Raw genomic sequence first — 20,280 nt, 5'->3', positions numbered from 1 at the left:
GCGAGGCGAGGCGAGGCGAGGCCGGCAGGCGCCCGGGCTGCCGCAGCCGCAGGGGAGGGGGCACCTATACTGCCGCGCGCTGCTCCTGCAGCCTCCCTCCATGCCGATGCTGCCCTCCCCCGCCGCCTTCCGGCCCTATCTGCGCGACGCCCTGCGCGACGATCTCGTCGCCGCCGTGGTGGTCAGCGTGCTCCTGATTCCACAGAGCCTGGCCTACGCGATGCTCGCGGGACTGCCGCCGCAGGTGGGCCTCTACGCGAGCCTGCTGCCGCCCCTGTTCTACGCGGCCCTGGGCTCCAGCCCCTTCCTCAACATCGGCCCGGTCGCGGTGCTGGCGCTGATGATCATGCAGACCCTGCAGCTGGCGCCCGCCGGCGTCAGCCCGAGCGAGGCCGCGCTGGTGCTGTCCGCCGAGGTCGGCCTGTTCCTGGGCGCGGCGGCGCTGCTGCGGCTGCACGCGCTGGCCGCGCTGCTCTCCGTGCCGGTGCTGCACGGCTTCGAATCGGGCGCGACGATCGCCATCGCCGCCAGCCAGCTGCCGGTGCTGATCGGCTCGGCGGCGACCGGCGGCACGGTGCCGGACCTGTGGCGCTCGCTGTCGGCGCACGGCTTCGACTGGCGCGGCGTCGCGGCGCTGTTCGGCGTCGTCTCGCTGCTGGCGCTGGTCATCGTGCGGCGACTGCCGAAGGGCTTCATCTCCCGGATCGCGCCGCTGGCCGTGCTGTTGATCGGCATCGGCGTCGCGTGGGGCTGGGATCCGCAAGGACTGCCGCGCGTGGGCGAGCTGCCGCCGCTGGCGCTGGTCTTCACGCCCCCGCGGCTCGACGCCGAGCTCTGGACCACGATGCTCCCGGGCGCCGCGCTGATCGGACTGCTGGGCTATGTCTCCAGCCTCGCGGTGGCGGAATCGCTGGCACGCCGGGTCGGTCAACGCGTCGACGCGCGGCGCGAGCTGATGGGCCTGTCCGTCGCCAATCTGGCCGCGGCGATCTCGGGCGGCATGCCGGCGGCGGCGAGCTTCTCGCGCAGCGTGCTGATGAGCGACGCGGGCAGCCGCACGCGCATGACCGGCGTCTTCGTCGCCGCGATGATGGGCCTGGTGCTGGTGACGATGTCGCCGCTGCTGGCCTGGGTGCCCAAGCCGGTGCTGGCGGCGAGCATCATGGTCGCGGTGCTGTCGGGCTTGAAATTCGGTCCCTATGCCGACGCCTGGCGCTACGACCGCGCCGAGGCCCTGCTCATGACGGCGGTAACGCTGCTGGTGATTTTCGTCGGCATCACCGCGGCGCTGGGCCTGGGCGTGGCCAGCGCGATCGCGCTGCTGCTGCAGCGCAGCGCCCGGCCGCACGTCGCGCTGATCGGCCGCATTCCCGGCACCGAGCATTACCGCAACTTCGAGCGCCACCATGTCGAGCTCGACCCGGAAGTGCTGGGCCTGCGCATCGATGAAAGCCTGCTGTTCCTCAACGGCCGCAGCCTGGCCGACGTCGTCCAGGCCCACCTCGACACGCATCCGACCACGCGCCGCGTGCTGCTGCAGATGTCGCCGGTCAACAGCATCGACTTCAGCGGCCTCAGCGCGCTGAAGGAGCTGCACGAGACGCTGGAGCGCCAGGGCCGGCGCCTCGACCTCAGCGAGGTCAAGGGGCCGGTGCTCGACCGGCTGAAGGCCAGCGGCTGGGAGTCATGGTTCCGCGGGAGGATGTACCTGTCCCATCATCTGGGGATGAGCGATTCTTCCTGACGGTTCTCTCCGACTTCGTATCTCTGAAAAGCGGAATGCCGCATCTGAGTGCGGCATTCGAGAGTTGGCGACGGCCCCCAGCTTCAAGGATCCCACCCATTCAGGGCTGCCTCCTTGCGGAGACCTCTACACGCGCTGCGCTTGACCGTCGATAAACAGTCTAGGCGGAACGCCTGCTGGTCCGAAAGAGCAATCGATCAAACAAGCAGGGCCCTCAATGCACCTCGTTCAGATGCCCATGCTTGCGCAGGTCGGGGATCAGGAAGCAGACGAGGAACGCGAAGAAGCACATGACCGAGACGTAGACGTAGAACGCGCTTTCGACGTTCGCGGCCTTGAGGCTCAGCGCGACGAACTCCGCCGAGCCGCCGAAGATCGCGTTGCCGATCGCATACGACAGGCCCACGCCCAGCGCGCGGATCTCCGGCGGGAACATCTCCGCCTTGATCAGCCCGCCGATCGAGGTGTACAGCGAGACGATCGCCATCGCCAGGATGATCAGTCCGAACGCCGCATACGGGCTCTGCACGCCCTTGAGCGCCGACAGGATGGGCCAGGTGCACAGCGCGCCCAGGATGCCGAACCACAGCATCGACGTCCGCCGCCCGATGCGGTCCGACAGCGCGCCGAACAGCGGCTGCATGCACATGTAGACGAACAGCGCCGCCGTCATCACCGTGCTCGCCACCTTCTTGTCCATGCCCACGCTCAGCACCAGGTACTTCTGCATGTAGGTCGTGTACGTGTAGAACGCCAGCGACCCGCCCGCGGTGAAACCCAGCACGATCAGGAACGAACGCATGTGCTTGCCGAACAGCTCGCGCATCGAGCCCGACTCCTTGCGGTCGAGCTGCTCCGCCTTCGCCGTCTCGGCCAGCGAGCGGCGCAGGTAGAAGGCGATCACCGCCGTCGCGGCGCCCGCCGCGAACGGGATGCGCCAGCCCCAGTCGTGCATCTGCGCGTCGGTCAGCGTCTGCTCCAGGATCGCCACGACCAGCACCGCCAGCAACTGGCCGCCGATGAGCGTCACGTACTGGAAGGACGCATAGAAGCCGCGCTGGCCGTGCAGCGCGACCTCGCTCATGTAGGTGGCGCTGGTGCCGTACTCGCCGCCGACGGACAGGCCCTGGAACAGCCGCGCCGCCAGCAGCAGCGCCGGCGCCAGCACGCCGATGGTCTCGTAGGTCGGCATGCAGGCGATGGCCAGCGAGCCGCCGCACATCATCAGCACCGAGATCATCATGGCCGTCTTGCGGCCCTTGCGGTCGGCGATCCGGCCGAACAGCCAGCCGCCGATCGGCCGCATCAGGAAACCCGCCGCGAACACGCCCGCCGTGTTGAGCAGCTGTACCGTCGGATCGCCCTTCGGGAAGAACGCGTGGGCGAAGTAGATCGACGTGAACGCGTAGACGTAGAAGTCGAACCACTCGACCAGGTTGCCGGACGACGCGCCGACGATGGCAAAGATGCGGTCGCGCTTCTCATGCGCGGTGTAGTGCCCGGGAACGCCGGACGCCGGCGTCGAGCCGCCGGAAATGGGTGGGGTCTTGGCAGTCATGGCGGAAGCCTACTCCCGCGATGGAAAACCCGCAGGCGCGGTTCGGACAAACCGAACGCCACGCGCACCGCATGACCGCTCAAGCCATCTCCGCCATCGCCAGTCGCACGCCGAAGGCCAGGAACAGCGCGCCGATGCCGCGGTTAAGCCATCGCCCCAGTGCGCGCGCCCACCCCTGCCCACGCGCGCGGGCCCCCGCCACGGCGCCCGACCAGGCGAGCAGGTGGCACCACAGCATCCCGTTCACGTTGAAGACGGCGCCCAGGAACAGGAACGCCGCCGCCTTGCTCGGCGCATCGGCCGAGATGAACTGCGGGACGAAGGCCAGGAAGAACAGCCCGACCTTGGGATTGAGCACGTTGGTGAGGAAACCCTGCGCGAAGATCTTCCGCAGCGGCGCCGCAGGCGGCGGGGTCAGGTCTTCACCCTGGCGCTGCGCCTCTGCACGGGACCCGGCGGCGCGACGCTTGAACAGCATGCCGGCGCCCAGGTAGACCAGGTAAGCCGCGCCGAGCAGCTTCACCACGGTGAACGCCGCCGTCGACGCGGAGATGAGGGCCGACAGTCCCAGCGCCGCCGCCAGGATGTGGACGCAGGTGCCGGCGCCGATGCCGAGCGCCGCGGCCGAACCGGCGCGGAAGCCCTGCGTGGCGCTGCGCGCCATGATCAGCAGCGAGTCCGGCCCCGGCGTCATGTTGAGCAGCAGGCCCGAGGCGATGAAGAGGCCGAGATCGTGGGTGCCAAGCATCGAAGTCATCTCCCGAAAGGCCGACATCATGCCCGCCCCTTGAGCGAACCGCGCGATATGCGCGCAGTGATTGTTCCGATCTTTTCAACGGACTGTTGCGGAGGAATAGATTTAAGGGTGAACCCTTATGGTTCATAGTTCATCCCATCGACACATCGAAACCGCTTCAAGGAATCTCCACCAGGCGACGACTTGAAACCTCCGGGCAACCGGCGGATTTCAAAACGGCACCGGATTGAATCCCTGGCGCAATCGACGGGCCGAATCATCCACCCCGTGCCCCTTCGCTGTTGCCCTGGGACCGAATCTGAAAGGAAAGATCATGACCTCCAAGAACATCCTGGCTTCCGTCCTGTTCGCTTCCGCCGCCCTGGTGGCCGGCAGCGCGATGGCCAACGACAACCCGCACACCCAGCCCGTCAACACCGCGAGCGCCGTGAGCCGCGCCGAAGTGCTGGCTGACCTGGAGATCTACCGCGAGTCCGGCCTGGCCGCCGTCGAGCAGTCGGAAACCTACGGCTACGACAACGCCCGCCGCGACGCCGCCAAGGCCAGGTACGCCGAACTGCGCACCTCGCCCTACTACGCGACGCTGGTGAAGAAGTTCGGCGGCAGCGCCCCGGCGACCGCGGTGGCTGGTCGCTGATTCCCGGATTCCTGATTCCCGTTCCTGATACCCGCCTGCAAGCAACCCCCTGAGAGAGAACTCGAACAATAGATTGGTAGAGAGCACTTTTTGAGGTCAAGGGCTCCGGCCCTGGTCGGTGGCGGTTCTCCGCACTCCTCCCTCCTGTCCGTCATCGACCGCCTATACCCCCTCGGATGAGCCACTGCTCGCCGAGGGGGTTTTCTTTTGCTTAAGCGCGGACTAAGTATTCGCGCCTGAGGATACCTGACGGATATTCAAAGGACTGGACCGGCATATTCATCCGCCTTCCGCCCAAACCGGCTCGAAGCAGCCCGACACGGCTCGTGACCCGGGAAATGGGCGCGCAACGCGCACGACCGTGCGGAATCCCGGAGAATCGCCCCGCGGCCCCCCAGCAGTCCCCCTTCCGGGCCGCCTGATCAAGGGCATCGGATGGACCGGATCGTGCAAATGCGGGCGTTCGCCCGGGTGGTGGAAACCGGCAGCTTCACCAAGGCGGCCGACTCGATGGATCTCCCGAAGGCCAGCCTCACGCGGCTGGTGCAGGCGCTGGAAGCGCGGCTGCGGGTCCAGCTGCTGACGCGCACCACCCGCAAGGTGACCGTCACGCAGGATGGCGCGGCCTATTACGAGCGGACCATGGCCCTCTTGAGCGAGCTCGAGGCCATCGACCAGGGGATGCTCCACGACCAGAGCAAGCCGCGCGGCCGGTTGCGCGTCGACGTGACGACGCTGACCGGATCGCGGGTGCTGATCCCCGCGCTGGGCGACTTCCACGAGCGCTACCCCGACATCCAGATCGCCCTGGGTGTCAGCGACCGCGCGATCGACCTGCTGGTCGACAACGTCGACTTCGTGCTGCGCGTCGGCGCGGTGCAGGATGCCGGCCTCGTCGCGCGTCGGGTGGGACAGATCCAGTTCTGCACCTGCGCGTCGCCGGCCTACCTGGAAAAGCACGGCACGCCCGACAGCCCGGAAGACCTCGACCGGGAGCCGCACCAGGCCGTGGGCTACTTCTCGTCGCGGACCGGACGCGTGTTCCCCTTCGTCTTCCACCGCGGCGACGAACGCATCGAGGTCGAAGGCCGTCGACGGCTGGACGTCAACGACAGCAACGCCTATGTGGCGGCCGGGCTCGCGGGCCTGGGCATCGTGCAGCTGGCGAAGTACGCGGTCCAGGAGCAGCTCGACAGCGGCGAGCTGGTGCCGCTGTTCCCCGAGTGGCACCACAACGCGGTGCCGGTCTATCTGGTGTATTCGCCCAACCGCTACGTGTCGGCGCGCATGCGCGTCTTCATCGAGTGGGTGGCCGAGACGCTGGCGAAGAAGGGCCTCGGTCCGGATTGAAGCCCGGGCTCAGACGCGGGCTGAAGCGCGGGCCAGGCGCGGACTGAAGCGCGCGCTCAGACAACGCCGGCCGGCGCGCCGCCGCGGCCGATCAGCCACATGACGAGCAGCACCATCAGCAGCACCCACAGCACCACGATGGCCATGCCGACCTTGAGGTTGCGCGGCAGCCGGCCGCGCTGTTCGGCGGCGCGCAGGCGGGCCCGTGCGATCACCTGCGGCGGCATCAGCCGGAGCACCAGCCAGAAGCCCAGCGGCACCAGGATCAGATCGTCGAGCAGGCCCAGCACCGGAATGAAGTCCGGGATCAGGTCGATCGGGCTGAGCGCGTAGGCGGCGACCGCGATCGCCACGAAGCGCGCCAGCCAAGGCGCCTCCGGATCGCGTGCCGCGTAGAAGACGGTGAGCAGCTCGCCCTTGAGCAGGGCGGCCCAGCGCTTGAGGGATCCGCGTTTCATGCGCCCATCATGCGCCAGCCGTCGGTGCGCCGCGTCAGTCGGCCCAGATGACTTTCCGGCGCTGCGCGATCCACTTTTCCAGACGCGGGCCGTAGACCTCGTCGACGCGGTTGCGGCGCACCTTGAAGGTCGGCGTGATCAGGCCGTTGTCCACGGTCCAAGGCGTCGCCGTCACGATCAGGCACTCGAGCTGCTCGTGCGGATCGAGTCGCGCGTTGACCTTCTCCAGATGCTCGGCGAGTTCCTTCTCCAGCCCGGCGCGATCGCGCGCGGCGGCCTCGGGCGAGAGCATCGCGATCCCGACCGGATGCACGAAGTTCGCGCCCGTGACCGCGCAGGCCTCGATGGCGGGGTTCGTCGAGAGGCGGTCCTCGATCGGCGCGGGCGACACGTACTTGCCCTTGCTGGTCTTGAACAGGTCCTTCACCCGGCCGGTAATGCGCACGCAGCCGGCGAGCGCGCCCTTGTCGGAGATCTCCGCCTTGTCGCCGGTCTTCAGCCAGCCGTCGGCGGTGAGCGTCTCCGCGGTCAGCTCGGGCTGCTTGTAGTAGCCCAGCATCAGCGCCTGGCTCTTCATCTGCAGCTCGCCGGTGATCGGATCCAGCCGCGTCTGCACGCCGTCGTAGGCGGGACCGACGCTGCCGATCTGATCGCGGCCCGGCACGGTGATGTGCGACAGCGCGAGGTTCTCGGTCATGCCGTAGCCCTCGTTGATCGACAGGCCCAGCGTGCGGTACCACTTCAGCAGCGCGACCGGCATCGGCGCGGCGCCGCCGGCGGCGAAGGTGCACTCGTTCAGGCCCAGCGCCTTCAGCACTTTCTTGCGCACCAGGTTGCCGACGATGGGCAGCTTGAGCAGCAGATCCAGCTTGGGTTGCGGCAGCTTGGCCTGCACGCCCTGCTGGAACTTGGTCCACAGCCGCGGCACGGAGAAGAACACCGTCGGCCGCGCGCGCTGCAGGTCCGCGGCGAAGGTGTCCAGGCTCTCGGCGAAGTAGACCGTCATGCCGGTGTGGAGCCAGCCGTGTTCGACCAGCGCGCGTTCGACGACGTGCGCCAGCGGCAGGTAGGACAGCATGCGATCGCTCTCGCTCAGCGGGATGCGCTTGAGCCCCGTGGCGATGGCCCACGAGAAGTTGCCGAACGAATGCATCACTCCCTTGGGCGTGCCCGTCGTGCCGGAGGTGTAGATGATGGTGGCCAGGTCGTCGGCGGCGCGGATGGGCTTGCCCTTGAGCGGCTGGGTCTCCGCGCAGATCGCGTCCCAGTGGTCGTAGGTGTCCTGCACGTCGTCGGGGGAGACCGGATAGGAGATGCAGGTCAGGCCGAGCGGCACGCCGGGGCGCATGCCTTCCCAGCCGTCGAGCTTGCCGACGAACAGCAGCCTGGCTTCGCTGTGGCTGAGGATCTGGTGGATGGTGTCGGGCGCGAGCGTCGGATACAGCGGCACGCTGACATAGCCGGCCATCCAGATCGCGAGGTCGCTCATCAGCCACCAGGCGCAGTTCTTGGACAGGATGGCGACGCGGGCGCCGGGTTCCCAGCCTTGTTCGAGACCCAGCGTCTTCAGGTGGGCCGCCATGCGGCGGGCCTGATCGGCGACCTCTTTCCAGGTGAAGTCCTTGACCACGCCGCCGCCCATGGGCTGGCGCAGCGTGACCCGGTCCGGCGTGTCGAGCTCCCAGGCATAGAGGCGTTGCAGCGCCAGGGAGTCGGCAGGCAGGCGGGTCGTCGTGGACATCGGTGGTCTCCTTGTTGTGGTGTTGAATCGTGACGGAATCAACATCGGAGACTACGACGCCTCACCTCGCGGAACGAGCGGGTTTCTTCGATGAATGTGATCGACTTGGCACCCTAAACCAGGGTTTCCTTTCGAAACGCCGCAGGCTCAGCCCTTCGCCGCGGCGGCTTCCAGCTCGGCGGCCACGAGCGCCTCCAGCGCGGGCAGCAGCACGTCGTCGCCGGTCTCCCTGGCCACCGGCGCCTCGCCCAACGCCGCCGCGCCTTCGCGCTTGAGCCGGGCGACCCACTGCCCGGCTTCCTTGCCTTGCGACAGGCCGGTGCTCTGCAGCAGCAGCGTGCCGTCGGCCGCGAGCAGCTTGAAGTAGAAGAGCCCGTCGGCTTCGCGGTACTGCTTGAACGCCGGCGCGGTCGACTTCGCCTTGACGGCCTGGACGACCGGCGCGGCCAGGGCCTTGAAGCGACGCAGGCCGACGGCCTCGCGCGCCTGCGCCAGCAGCGGACCCGCGATCGCGCGGGCCTTGGCGGCGCCTTCCATCAGGATCTCCTCGATCTTCTCGGGATTGGCCATCAGCGCCTCGTACTTCGCGCGCATCGGGCCGATCTCCGCATTGATCAGGGCGAACAGCTGGTCCTTGGCCTCGCCCCAGGCCAGGCCGGCCTGCAGCGCCGCGCGGAACGCCTTGCGCTGCTCCGGCGTCGCGAACGCGTCGTAGATCTGGACGAGGTGCGAGCCCTCGGTCTCCTTGGGTTCGCCGGGCAGACGCGAGTCGGTGACGATCTTCGAGATCGCCTCGCGCAACGCCTTCTCGCCGCCTTCGAACAGCGGGATCGAGTTGTCGTAGCTCTTGGACATCTTGCGCCCGTCCAGGCCGGGCAGCAGCTCCATCTCCTCGTCCACGCTGGCGTCGGGCAGCGTGAAGAGCTCCGTCTTGAAGGTGTGGTTGAAGCGCTGCGCGACGTCGCGCGCCATCTCGATGTGCTGGACCTGGTCCTTGCCCACCGGCACGCGATGCGCGTTGAACATCAGGATGTCCGCGGCCATCAGGATCGGATAGCTGTACAGGCCCATCGTGATGCCCGCGTCCGGGTCCTCGCCCGCGGCGACGTTGGCGTCGACGGAGGCCTTGTACGCATGGGCGCGGTTCATCTGGCCCTTGGACGTGACGCAGGTCAGCAGCCAGGTCAGCTCGGGGATCTCGGGGATGTCGCTCTGGCGGTAGAAGACGACCCGGCTCGTGTCCAGGCCGGCGGCCAGCCAGGTCGCGGCGATCTGCAGGCGCGAGGCCTCGATGCGGGCCGGCTCGTCGCACTTGATCAGCGCGTGGTAGTCGGCCATGAAGAAGAAGCTCTCGGCGCCGGGCTCGCGGCTGGCCGCGATGGCGCGGCGCACCGCGCCGACATAGTTGCCGAGGTGCAGGGTGCCGGTGGTCGTGATGCCGGTCAGGACACGCAGGGTCATGGGAACTCGTCGCCGTCGTTTCGCAAAACGGCGATTGTCCCGCAAAGGCGGGCCCCCGTCGGAGGGACAGGGCTTGCCCCGGCCCGTGCGATCAGCCCAGGGTGGCCATCGGCTGGCCGACCAGCACCGCGCCGCCCGGCTGCCACTGCGCGTTGAACTGCATCGGCAGGTCCTTCGGGAACAGCAGCACGACGGTGGAACCGAGCAGGAATCTGCCCATCTCCTGACCCTGCGCGTAGCTGAAGTGCTCGTTCTCGTAGTGCCAGGTGCGCAACCGCCCCGGGCGCGGCGGATTGACGACGCCGTGCCAGACCGTGGCCATCGAACCGACGATGGTCGCGCCCACCAGCACCAGCACCCAGGGGCCGTGCTCGCCTTCGAACAGGCAGACCACGCGCTCGTTGCGGGCGAACAGGCCCGGCACGCCGCGCGCCGTCGTCGGGTTCACCGAGAAGAGGTCGCCCGGCACATGCACCATGCGCACGAGGCGGCCCGCGCAGGGCATGTGGATGCGGTGGTAGTCGCGCGGGCTCAGGTAGATCGTCGCGAAGTGGCCGTCGCGGAACTGCGCGCCCAGTTGCTCATCGCCGCCGAGCAGCGCGGTGGTCGAGTACTGGTGGCCCTTGGCCTGGAAGATCTGGTCCGCGCGGATCGGCCCGAACTGGCTGATCGCGCCGTCGACCGGGCAGATCAGCGGCGCGTCCGCCAGCGGGCGGGCGCCCGGCTTCAGCGCCCGCGTGAAGAAGTCGTTGAAGGTCGGGTAGACGGTCGGATCGGACTCGGCCGCCTCGGCCATGTTCACGCCGTACTTGGCGATGAAGCGCTTGATCGTCCAGGTCGTGAAGCCGCCCAGCTCCGCGCCCGCCAGCCGACCGGCGAGCCGGGTCATGGCTCCCTTGGGCATCAGGTATTGAGGCAGGACGGCAAGGCGATCGGACACGGCGTTGGGCCCCCGGAAGGGCGGAAAAAGGGTGGCGGATTCTAGGCGGGCAAGCACGGGTCCCGCACCCGGGTTGCTCCCGGGCCGCGGGAGGACCTCGGTACCATGGCGTTCTTCCCCGTTTCCTTACGGCGTCCGTCTCCCGTGGTCCCTCCGATGTCTTCCTCCGAGCACGAGCACAGCTCGTTCTACAAGTTCGTCCGGCTGGACGAGACTTCGGCGCTCGCGCAGCGGCTGCGCGACGTCAACGAAGCGCTGGGGCGCGCCATCGGCGGCAATCTCCTCCTGGCCCCGGAAGGCATCACCGGCGCGATCGGCGGACTGCCGTCGGCGCTCGATGCCTACGAGGCCGCGCTGCGCGCCGAGCCGCCGTTCGCCGACCTGCACTTCAAGCGCAGCTTCTGCGCGACGCGCCCGTTCACGCTGCTGAAGGTGCATGAGAAGCCGGAGCTCGTCGCCTTCGGGCTGGACGGCGTGACCGGTCTGGCCGACACGCGGGACACGCATGTCTCGCCGCGCGAGTGGCGTGAGCTGATCAAGCGCGAGGACGTCGTCCTGCTCGACAACCGCAACCACTTCGAATTCGAGCTCGGCCACTTCGACGGCGCGATCGATCCCGGCGTGCGGCACTTCCGCGACTTCCCGGCCTACATCGACGCCCACGCCGACGCCTGGCAGCGCGAGGGCAAGACCGTCGCGATGTACTGCACCGGTGGCATCCGCTGCGAGAAGCTCTCCGGCTGGATGACGGAGCGCGGACTGACCGTACGGCAGCTGGACGGCGGCATCCTCAACTACTTCGAGCAGATGCCCGATGCCGACGCGGACTGGCGCGGCGAGTGCTTCGTCTTCGACAAGCGGATCGCGATCGACACGCACCGGCGCGAGACCGCGACGACAGCGGAAGAGGTCTACGGCGACGATCCCGCCGAGGCCTGGCGCCTCGCCCGGGCGAAGCGGCTCGATCCGAAGGGCTGAGCTCAGCCCGTCCGGTCTTCGGTCAGCCGCAGGCGGCGCGGATTGCGCGTGTCGATGACGGCGGTGTGCGCCGCCTTGTCGTGCAGGCCCTGGCGATTGGCGTCCCACAGGATCTGCAGGAAGCCCATGCCGCCGGTCGTCGCGCCGGCCGCGTAGCCGCCGTAGCGGCGCACGCAGAGCATCGGCTTGAGGGGCTTGCCGGTGAGCTCGACGATGCGCAGGCCCATCAGCTTCTTGCCCGGCGTCTGGCCCGGCCAGATCAGCGGGAAGGCCACGAAGTACGCGAAGGCCCAGACGAGGTTCAGGCCCACCACTTCCCACCAGTGGCGGAGCTTCTCGAGCGGCGAGCGCTTGGCCTCGTCCTTGAGGGTGCGGACCTCGTCCTGCAGCGCCTTGATGCGGACGCGGTCGGCCTTGCGCTGGAGTTCGCCGTCCTTCTCGACCTGACGGATCACTTCCTGTTCCAGCTGGCCGGAGGCCGTTCCGGAGGCGGCCGACGCCGCGGCCATGGCGGTCGCGACCGCGTGCTTCACGAGGTCCCGGGTGTCCTCGCGGACGTCGGTGGCGTCAGATTCTTCGTCGTGGCGGTCGGCCTTGTCAGACTTGTCCACGGCCGCTGCGGCCACCGCCTCGCGACGGGCCTGCTTCGTCGGTTCGTCGATGTGTTCCATCGTGCTCGTGTAGAGCCCGAACGCGACCAGGCACAGCGCCGGCGCCCAGCCCAGCCAGCCGGATTCCTTGCGGACTTCCCCGCGCGAGGCGCGCTGCTGCTTGTACCAGCGCCACGCGACCCAGCAGCAGCCGGCGAGCAGCGGCGTGTTGCCGAAGTTCGAGAGCATCGTCACCAGCGCCACGTCGACGGCCATCGCCTTCGCGCGCTGCCAGGGCGAGGCCAGCGGCAGACCCAGCAGGGCGGGGGCGACGTTGAGGTCCTCGGGGGTGATCCAGTCGCGCGGATCCTCGGGCGCCCCGGCCGCGGCCCGCCGCTTCGCGAGCAGCCTGCGAACGGGCGACGCCGCCGGCGTGGGTGAAGGCGAAGGCACGGGCGCTTCCGGCACCGAGGCGACGGGCGCGGAAGCGGACGGATCGACAGGCGGGATCATGGGTCGGCATTCTCGTGAGCCCGGTCCCTCTCCTACGCCCATGTCTTCCCTAGGAGACCCTGCGCGCCACGGGCGGGCTCGGCCGCCTCGATCGGGATCGGGATCGGAGGTCGGAGGTCGGAAAGGAAGATTTCCTCCGCTGCCGGAAAACACCTTCGCTGGCGCTCCGCAGGGTCCGGTTGCAAGATGCAAATCGATGTCCCGTCCGAGCGCCGGGCCATCCCGCGACCCCCGATAATTCGCGCTCGTCCACCGAATTCCACCCGCGCGCCCGCGCCAGGCCATGTCCAACCTCATCGTCCACGGCGGCTCGCCCCTGAAGGGCCGCATCGTTCCCTCGGCCAACAAGAACGCCGTCCTGCCCATCCTCTGCGCCACCCTGCTCACGCGCGAGCCGGTCCGGTTGCACGGCGTGCCCGAGATCACCGACGTCAAGAAGATCCTCGAGGTCTTCCGCAAGCTCGGCAGCAGCGTGTCCGTGGACTTCAAGAGCGGCGTGCTGGACCTGCACCACCTGGACACCCATTTCGACCCCGCCAAGGACCACCTGCCCGAGGAGATGCGCTCCTCGATCATGCTGGTGCCCGGCCTGATGGCGCGCTTCGGCGCCGCCCGTATCGAGGACGACGTCAAGGGCTGCACCCTGGGCGCGCGCGAGATCGATCCGCACGTCGAGGTCTTCCAGCGCTTCGGCGCCAGCGTCGACCGCGCCGACGACGGCCTGGTCGTGAAGGTCGAGGGCCAGCTCCGCGCCAACGACCACTGGACCGACTACGCCTCCGTCACCACGACCGAGAACTTCGTCCTCTGCGCCGCGCTGGCCCATGGCACCTCCACGCTGATGAACGCCGCCAGCGAGCCGCACGTGCAGGAGTTCTGCCAGTTCATGCAGATGCTCGGCGCCAGGCTCGAAGGCCTGGGCACCTCGCGGCTCACCATCCACGGCGTCGCGTCGCTGGGCGGCGGCGAATTCACCTTCGCCGAGGACTTCCACGAGATCGTCACCTTCCTGGCGCTGGGCGCGATCACCGGCGGCGACGTCCGGGTCAAGAACTCGCAGCCGGAACAGTTCCCGCTGATCGACCGCACCTTCGCCAAGTTCGGCGTGCAGATCATCCACGAGGACGGCTGGTCCCGCTCCGTCGTCGACGGCAAGCTCAAGGTCAAGGAACCCTTCACCCGCAACATCCTGCAGAAGGTCGAAGCCGCGCCGTGGCCCTACCTGCCGGTCGACCTGCTGCCGATCTTCGTCGCGCTCGGCGTCAAGGCCGAGGGCAGCGTGATGTTCTGGAACAAGGTCTACGACGGCGCGATGGGCTGGACCACCGAGCTGTCCAAGTTCGGCGCGCACGCCTTCCTGTCCGATCCGCACCGCATGGTGACCTTCGGCGGCAAGACGCTGAGCCCCGCCGAGGTCGAGAGCCCCTACATCATCCGCGTCGCGATCGCCCTGCTGATGGTCGCGGCCAGCATCCCCGGCAAGTCCGTGATCCGCAACGCGACGCCCGTCCGCCGCGCCCATCCGCAGTTCGCCGAGAACATCACCCGCCTCGGCGCCAAGGTGGAATGGGTCGAGGGCGACTGACACCCTCTCGTCACCCGCTGCCCATCGGCCGCCGCCTGCGCGCGGCCGCGGGCGGCTTGGCCGTGGGCGTGCACGCCCGCATGGCCGGCCTCATCGACTGCGTCATGCACAGTCCGGTGCCCAGTCTCGTGACCGGCCTCGTGGTCGCGCTCGGTGCCATCACGCCCGCCGCGGCGCAACCCTCGCCGCCGCCGGCCCCGCCGCTGCTGCGCTGGATGGTGCAGGACATGCCGCCGCATTTCGCCTATCGCGACGGCAAGCCGCCGCAGCGCGTCGACGACCTCGGCCTGGGCGAGGTCGACGGCTTCCTGCGCCTGCTCGTCGAGCGCATGCCGCAGTTCCGGCACGAGTTCATCGAACTCAGCCTGCCCCGTTTCGAAGCCCAGGTGCGCCAGGGCGAGACGCTGTGCTCCGTGCTGCACGTGCGCACGCCCGAGCGGCTGCAGTGGCTGTACTTCACCACGCTGTTCCCGCCGATGATGTCGCGCCAGATCCATGTGGTCGTGCGGCGCGAGGACCTGGCGCGCTTCGAGGCCAACGGCCAGCCGCTGCAGCTCGCGGACCTGCTGCGCCGCACCGACCTCACCGGCCTGCTGCCGCGCGACCGCAGCTTCGGCTCACGCATCGACAAGCTGCTCGCCGCGAACCCCGAGCGCGCGCCGCGCTCCATCGTCGCGGGACGCGGTGCCCACCTGCTGCCGATGCTGCGGGCCAAGCGCATGGACTACACGCTCGAGTACCCGATCACGGTGGACGAATTCAACGCCGCGCATGCCGGCCCGCCGGAACTCGCCAAGCTGCCGCTGGCCGAGGGCCGCAGCACATCGGTCGCCACCGCGGGCTGCAGCCGCACGCCGGAGGGCCGTCGCGCCATCGAGGCGATGGATCAGGCCGTGCGGCAGCTCGCCGCCGATCCGCAGCGCGAGGCGTGGATCAAGACCTGGCGCAACGGCGCGCCGATCGATGCCGACGACCTGCAGCGCCTGAACCGTTTCCTCGACGAACGCGCGCGGGGTCCGGCGCAGGTCGAGTAGTCGACGCGACGCGCTGAAGACTCGTCCCCATGGCCCGTCCGGTGAAGCTCGCCCTGCCGCTGCGCGACGGTGTCGCCGCGAGCGCGCTGGCCTGCCCGCCGGGGCCTTGGACACAGGTGCTGGACTTCCTCGCCGAGCGTCTGCCGCTGGTCACGCGCGACGACTGGGCCGCGCGGATGGCTCGTGGCGACGTGCTCGACGACACGGGCGCGCCGCTGGCGCCCGATGCGCCGTATCGCGCGCAACACCGCCTCTACTACTGGCGCTGGCTCGACGACGAGCCGCACGTGCCTTTCGAGGCCCGCATCCTGCACCTCGACGATCACCTGCTCGTCGCCGACAAGCCGCATTTCCTGCCGGTCACGCCGAAGGGCCGCTACGTGCAGCAGACCCTGCTCACGCGCCTGCGTCGGGAGACCGGCCTGGTCGATCTGAGTCCGGTGCATCGGCTCGATCGCGAGACGGCGGGACTGACCTTGTTCTCCGTGCAGCCGGCCACGCGCGACGCGTACCAGCGGCTGTTCCGCGATCGCGATGTCGACAAGGTCTACGAGGCCATCGCGCCGTGGCGCGACGACATCGGCGCCCGGCTGCCGTTCGACTACGAAAGCCGGCTGGAGGAGCACCCCGTCGACTTCATGCAGATGCTCACGGTGGACGATGAGGGCGCCGTGCCGAATGCGCGCACGCATCTCGCGCTGATCGAGCGGCTCGGTGCCGATCGTGCGCGCTACGAGTTGCGTCCCCACAGCGGCGTGAAGCATCAGCTGCGTGCGCAGCTGTGCGCCTTGGGGCTGCCCATCGAGGGCGACCGCATCTATCCGGTGCTGCAACCGGTCGAGGACACGGTGGACTTCACGCGTCCGCTGCAGCTGCTCGCGCGCGAGATTGCATTCACTGATCCCGTGACCGGCCAGCATCGGAGGTTTGTGACCTCACGCCAACTGACCGACGCGGTGCCGCGCTCATAGCGCGCACCACGACTATCACTGGGACCGGAACAGGGTGGGAGGTTCGCGGACGCGAGGCCTCCTATCCTGTGCAGGGCCGCGCTTGGCGAAGGCACGCGAGCGCCTTCACGCAAACGCTCACACGCTCAAGCGGTCAGCGCGTCCAGCTTGCGCAACGCCGCCAGCGTCGCGCGGCAGGCGCCGGCGAGTTCGGTCCCCTTGGTCACGAGGTGCTCAAAGAAAAACCCGTGATGCGTCGCGTGCTCGTGGAAAGCCAACGGCGTGAGCACCGCCGAGAACACCGGCACGCCGGTGTCGAGCTGCACCCGCATGAGTCCGTCGATGACGGCCTGCGCGACGAAGTCGTGGCGGTAGATGCCGCCGTCGACGACGAGCGCGCAGGCGAGCACCGCATCGAACTGCCCGCTGCGCGCGAGCTTCATCGCATGGAGCGGGATCTCGAAGGCGCCGGGGACCTCGAAAGTCTCGACGCGGACGGGGCCGCCGGCTTCGAGCCCGCGGACAGCGGCCTCCCGACATCGGCCGACCAGGTCGGCATGCCAGCTTGCGGACACGATGGCCACGCGCGGAACGGCGGAGGGAGAGTGGGAGGAGGCCTGGAGCTTGGTCTGATTCATGTGAACCCTTCGGTTGGAACGATGAATCAGGGCGCGCACGCACAACGCAGCCGCCCGGCGGCGCAGGCGCGAACGCTTGCGCCGGCCCGCGAGGCCGACGATGGACGCGATCTCTTTCATCCGGACTGTGACCGTCGGCCCTGGCCTCTCACCAGGTCTGCTGACCCCGGCACCACAAGGGCGGTGCCGGGCGCTCGCGGGCTCCCGGGGTCGTCGGTCTGTCGACCGCGCCCCGGATACCGCCGGTGGGGACTTCCACCCCGCCCTGAGAACGCTGCCCCGCGCGCCTTCAGGCAGAAGGATTGCGGAGCGGGCGGATTCTAGGTTTCAGAAACCGACCTGGAGCGAGGCGCTCAGCATGTCCCCACGGCTGCGGTAGGTGTTCCCCCAGAGGTAGGCGGCTGTCAATTCGGCATGTCCGCCGAGATCGAACTTCGCGACCGGTCCGGCCCGCCACGACTTCGGCTCGGCGAAGCCTTGCACGCCGAGGCGCCAGCCCGGCTGCCAGCGGTGCAAGGCCTGCCACTGGAGCTTTGTCTGGTTCTGACGGCGCGAGCCCGCGTCATGGCTGAAGAAGACGTTCAGGTTGAGCTGCGTCATCCCCCACTCGGTCTGGAAAATCGGCCCCACCTCCATCGCATTGCCCTGTCCGCGATTGCGGATGACCTGCAGGTGCAGGCCCAGGTCATAGGGCGAATCCCCCTGCGTGAATAGGAACTGGTTGACCCAGTTGATCGAACTCAGCGTCTGCTCATGCAGCGTCGGACCGATCCAGCTCAGCAGCAGTTCCGTGCTCCATCGCGAGTTCACGCCGTAGCGCAGGCCGATCTCGGGCCACAGCGTCGCGGCCTCGTCCGGCGGATCGACATGCCAGTAGCGCAGATCGAGCGTGGTCTGGCCCGCCTCGCTGTACGGGCGCACCAGGTAATAGCCCGGATCGGCGCTGACCGCGCCGGCTCCGAGCAGCAGCCACGCGGCCACGGCAGTTCGTTTCATCGCCTCCCCCTGAGGTGTGGGGGGCCATTCTGAGACCCGTCCCGGCTTGGAGTTTCCCCGGGGAAACCATCGAACACGGCTCGGCACAATGGCCCGACGATGACTTGACGGTGTATAGCGCGACTTCCGTCGCAGGCTCGGCATCCACGCATGACCCACAAGGCCATCCGCATCTCGGTGGGCGCACGCCCGCTGCTGGCGCTGTTCGTGTTCGGACTGCTGCTCGTCGCGTTGTCCAGCGGCTGGCAGTTGCGCGAGACGACGCAGCGCCGCGCCGTGGAAACCGATGCCGAGCTGAGCGCCATCCCGCTGCTCTATGCGGGCCCGCTGGCCTACAGCCTGCAGCAACGGCTGGAGCGGCCCGAAGCGCTGCACGGTCTGCTGCAGCACATCCTCACCCGCCACAACCTGCGCCGCGTCGAGCTCCGCACGCGCGACGGCGAGCAGTTCCGCGCCTTCTCCGACGACGACGGCGAACCGGGTCAGAGCGCCGAGTTCTCGCTCGTCGGCAGCGGTGAGCTGCGCCTGCAGGCCTCGGCTTCCACGATAGGCGACACGCTGCGCCGCGATCCGCTGCTGCGCTCCGCGCTCATCCATCTGAGCCTGGCCACCGCGCTGGGCCTAGTCGCCGCGCTCATGCTGGACCGTTGGCTGCTGCGGCAGTTGAGCCACCTGTCGGCGCAGGCCAGCCGCTTCGATCCGACCCTGCCGCCGCAGACCCTCACCTGGCTCGAGCCCGGCGAGCCGCGACCCCGCGAGCTGCTGCAGCTGGAGCAGGCGCTCGACCATGTGCGGACCTCGCTGGGGGATGAGCTGCATCGCGAGCAGTCCCGCGGGCGTGAGTTGCGCGAGGAGATCGCCCGCCAGCATCGTGCGCTGCAGCAGGCGGAGCGATCCCTGGAGACGAAGCGGCGCGAACTGGCGTCCATGGAGCGCCACGACGCGCTGACGGGCATCGCCAACCGGCGCGAGTTCGATGCCGCGCTGCGGCGTGAGTTCAAACGCGCACAGCGCGACCAGGGGCGGCTGGCGCTGGCCATCCTGGACGTCGATTACCTGAAACCGTTCAACGAGCACCACGGGCGCAGCGCCGGTGACGAGGTGCTGCGCCGGCTCGCACGGCTGCTCGCCGAGCACTTCCAGCGCGACACCGACCTGGTCGCCCGCCTGGGCGGCGAGGAATTCGTGGTGCTGCTGCCCGGCTTCGACATCGCGTCCGCACAGGGCCTGCTGGAAACCTTGCGCGAGGGCTGGCGCGCGCTCGCGGTGCCGCATGGGGCGTTGCCGGGAGGCGTGTCGGACGACGGGGTCGTGACGATCAGCGCCGGCCTGGCGGCCTCGCAGCCGGGGCATCCGTACCTGAGCGCGCAGGCGCTGCTGCAGGCAGCGGACGAGGCGCTCTACCTTGCCAAGCACATGGGACGCGACCGGCTCTGCCTGGCCTCGTGACCGAGGCGGTGCGCCCGGTGGCGCGCCGCGTGCCGTCGTACGTCAGCGGCCGCGGGACTCGGCCTGCTGGAGCTGCTCCTCGACACGGCGCGCGGCGCGCAGCATCAGGGTCTCGTCGAGCTGCGCCTGCGGCGCGATCTCCATCACCGTCTCGTCGAGCGCTTCCGGCTTGTTCATCAGCGTCCACGCGACCAGCGAGATCGCACCGACGCCGCGGCGCTGCATCGCCTCGGGCATCAGCAGCTCATGCTGCAGCTGCACGTGGTAGCGCACGCTGGCAACGGCCGCTGGCGCCAGGCCCCAGCTCTCGCACAGCGCCGCGCCCAGCGCGTCGTGGCTGACGCCGAAGGCGGTGTGCTCCAGCTGGACCAGTTCCTTGTCGCTGGACGTGGCGCGCAGCATCGCGGGGTAATGCCCCGGCGCGTGGCGGTAGAGCACCGCCTTGCCGCATTCCTCGAACAGGCCGGCCGAGTGCGCCGCCCACGGGTCGACGCCCAGCATCTGGCCCATCCGGCCCATCAGCAGGCCGCGCTTGGCCGCGCGGGTCCAGACGGGTTCCAGCTCGACGGCCGGCGGGAAGGCGGCGCGCAGGCCCATCTCGAAGGTGATCGCCGCGACCTCGCGCATGCCGAGGTAGGTCAGCGCCTGGTGCACCGTCTGCACGCGGCCGCGCAGGCCGTACAGCGACGAGTTCACCGCCTTCAGCACGGCGGCGGCCAGCGCCATGTCGGTCTCCACCAGGCCCGAGACGGCTTGGAGGTCGATGTCCTCGTCCGCCATCAGCAGGGAGAGCTTGACCAGCACGTCCGGCTGGGTGGGGATCTCGATATCCAGCGCGCGGAGTTGAGGATCGACAGGCATGGTGGTCATCGGTTGTTTGGACGGATGGTAGCCCGGGCAA

At 69.0% G+C, this 20,280-nt stretch carries 18 protein-coding genes and 1 riboswitch; of the genes, 8 read left to right on the top strand and 10 right to left on the bottom strand.

From position 1 onward, the window contains the following. Positions 1–100 precede the first annotated feature (100 nt). Complete coding sequence (locus tag ABE85_RS28150) at positions 101–1,744, top strand: SulP family inorganic anion transporter (protein WP_067280526.1); 1,644 nt, start codon at positions 101–103, stop codon at positions 1,742–1,744. 214 nt (positions 1,745–1,958) lie between these two features. On the opposite strand, the gene ABE85_RS23490 is transcribed toward ABE85_RS28150, so the two are convergent. Next, positions 1,959–3,302, bottom strand: a complete 1,344-nt coding sequence (locus ABE85_RS23490; RefSeq protein WP_067280522.1) for an MFS family transporter — start codon at positions 3,300–3,302, stop codon at positions 1,959–1,961. 79 nt (positions 3,303–3,381) lie between these two features. Beyond that, a complete protein-coding gene (locus ABE85_RS23485; protein WP_067283427.1) occupies positions 3,382–4,050 on the bottom strand; it encodes a LysE family translocator in 669 nt (222 codons plus the stop codon). A 322-nt stretch (positions 4,051–4,372) separates the two neighbouring features. Here ABE85_RS23485 and ABE85_RS23480 point away from each other — a divergent pair, with 322 nt between their 5' ends. Then, positions 4,373–4,696 (top strand): DUF4148 domain-containing protein, encoded by a 324-nt coding sequence (locus ABE85_RS23480; RefSeq protein WP_067280519.1) that lies wholly within the window; start codon positions 4,373–4,375, stop codon positions 4,694–4,696. Between the two features lie 453 nt (positions 4,697–5,149). Then, entirely contained in the window at positions 5,150–6,046 is an 897-nt protein-coding gene (locus tag ABE85_RS23475; RefSeq protein ID WP_310732591.1) for a LysR family transcriptional regulator, read from the top strand. A gap of 56 nt (positions 6,047–6,102) precedes the next feature. On the opposite strand, the gene ABE85_RS23470 is transcribed toward ABE85_RS23475, so the two are convergent. The 4 genes from ABE85_RS23470 to asd all read right to left on the bottom strand — a co-directional run bounded on the left by ABE85_RS23470 (position 6,103) and on the right by asd (position 10,646). Further along, the gene (locus ABE85_RS23470; protein ID WP_067280511.1) at positions 6,103–6,504 is read right to left on the bottom strand and encodes a YkvA family protein; all 402 of its coding nucleotides are present in this window, start codon (positions 6,502–6,504) and stop codon (positions 6,103–6,105) included. Positions 6,505–6,538: 34 nt separating this feature from the next. Beyond that, positions 6,539–8,245: an AMP-binding protein gene (locus ABE85_RS23465; protein WP_067280506.1), complete on the bottom strand. Its 1,707-nt coding sequence runs from the start codon at positions 8,243–8,245 to the stop codon at positions 6,539–6,541. Between the two features lie 147 nt (positions 8,246–8,392). After that, a complete protein-coding gene (locus tag ABE85_RS23460) occupies positions 8,393–9,706 on the bottom strand; it encodes a tryptophan--tRNA ligase (RefSeq protein ID WP_067280501.1) in 1,314 nt (437 codons plus the stop codon). A 91-nt stretch (positions 9,707–9,797) separates the two neighbouring features. After that, positions 9,798–10,646 carry an archaetidylserine decarboxylase gene (asd, locus tag ABE85_RS23455; protein ID WP_067280498.1) on the bottom strand — a complete coding sequence of 283 codons (849 nt, stop codon included), beginning with the start codon at positions 10,644–10,646 and terminating at the stop codon, positions 9,798–9,800. A 156-nt stretch (positions 10,647–10,802) separates the two neighbouring features. Here asd and ABE85_RS23450 point away from each other — a divergent pair, with 156 nt between their 5' ends. After that, a complete protein-coding gene (locus tag ABE85_RS23450) occupies positions 10,803–11,624 on the top strand; it encodes a rhodanese-like domain-containing protein (RefSeq protein ID WP_067280494.1) in 822 nt (273 codons plus the stop codon). Between the two features lie 2 nt (positions 11,625–11,626). On the opposite strand, the gene ABE85_RS23445 is transcribed toward ABE85_RS23450, so the two are convergent. Then, entirely contained in the window at positions 11,627–12,727 is a 1,101-nt protein-coding gene (locus tag ABE85_RS23445; protein ID WP_067280490.1) for an RDD family protein, read from the bottom strand. 283 nt (positions 12,728–13,010) lie between these two features. Here ABE85_RS23445 and ABE85_RS23440 point away from each other — a divergent pair, with 283 nt between their 5' ends. The 3 genes from ABE85_RS23440 to ABE85_RS23430 are packed head-to-tail and all read left to right on the top strand — an operon-like array spanning position 13,011 to position 16,317. Beyond that, positions 13,011–14,312 carry a UDP-N-acetylglucosamine 1-carboxyvinyltransferase gene (locus tag ABE85_RS23440; RefSeq protein WP_067280485.1) on the top strand — a complete coding sequence of 434 codons (1,302 nt, stop codon included), beginning with the start codon at positions 13,011–13,013 and terminating at the stop codon, positions 14,310–14,312. Then, on the top strand, positions 14,294–15,346 hold the full coding sequence (locus ABE85_RS23435; protein ID WP_067280482.1) for a TIGR02285 family protein: 1,053 nt from the start codon (positions 14,294–14,296) through the stop codon (positions 15,344–15,346). The genes ABE85_RS23440 and ABE85_RS23435 overlap by 19 nt, the downstream gene beginning before the upstream one ends. Positions 15,347–15,375: 29 nt before the next feature. Next, positions 15,376–16,317 carry a pseudouridine synthase gene (locus ABE85_RS23430; protein WP_067280478.1) on the top strand — a complete coding sequence of 314 codons (942 nt, stop codon included), beginning with the start codon at positions 15,376–15,378 and terminating at the stop codon, positions 16,315–16,317. Positions 16,318–16,442: 125 nt separating this feature from the next. On the opposite strand, the gene ABE85_RS23425 is transcribed toward ABE85_RS23430, so the two are convergent. Further along, positions 16,443–16,934, bottom strand: coding sequence for a 6,7-dimethyl-8-ribityllumazine synthase (locus ABE85_RS23425; protein WP_067280475.1), 492 nt, complete (start codon positions 16,932–16,934; stop codon positions 16,443–16,445). A 104-nt stretch (positions 16,935–17,038) separates the two neighbouring features. Continuing rightward, positions 17,039–17,211, bottom strand: a riboswitch (FMN riboswitch). 50 nt (positions 17,212–17,261) lie between these two features. Next, on the bottom strand, positions 17,262–17,930 hold the full coding sequence (locus ABE85_RS23420) for a hypothetical protein (RefSeq protein ID WP_067280471.1): 669 nt from the start codon (positions 17,928–17,930) through the stop codon (positions 17,262–17,264). 150 nt (positions 17,931–18,080) lie between these two features. On the opposite strand from ABE85_RS23420, the gene ABE85_RS23415 reads away from it, so the two are divergent. Continuing rightward, positions 18,081–19,379: a diguanylate cyclase gene (locus ABE85_RS23415; protein WP_067280468.1), complete on the top strand. Its 1,299-nt coding sequence runs from the start codon at positions 18,081–18,083 to the stop codon at positions 19,377–19,379. 42 nt (positions 19,380–19,421) lie between these two features. Here the strand turns inward: ABE85_RS23415 and ABE85_RS23410 are convergent, their stop codons facing one another. Further along, positions 19,422–20,249, bottom strand: coding sequence for an HDOD domain-containing protein (locus tag ABE85_RS23410; protein WP_231993169.1), 828 nt, complete (start codon positions 20,247–20,249; stop codon positions 19,422–19,424). Positions 20,250–20,280: the final 31 nt, after the last annotated feature.

It is taken from the genome of Mitsuaria sp. 7, from assembly GCF_001653795.1.
GTDB lineage: Bacteria > Pseudomonadota > Gammaproteobacteria > Burkholderiales > Burkholderiaceae_C > Roseateles.
Note: the sequence above shows the minus strand (reverse complement) of the source record. Positions and strands in the feature narration are given on the sequence as shown.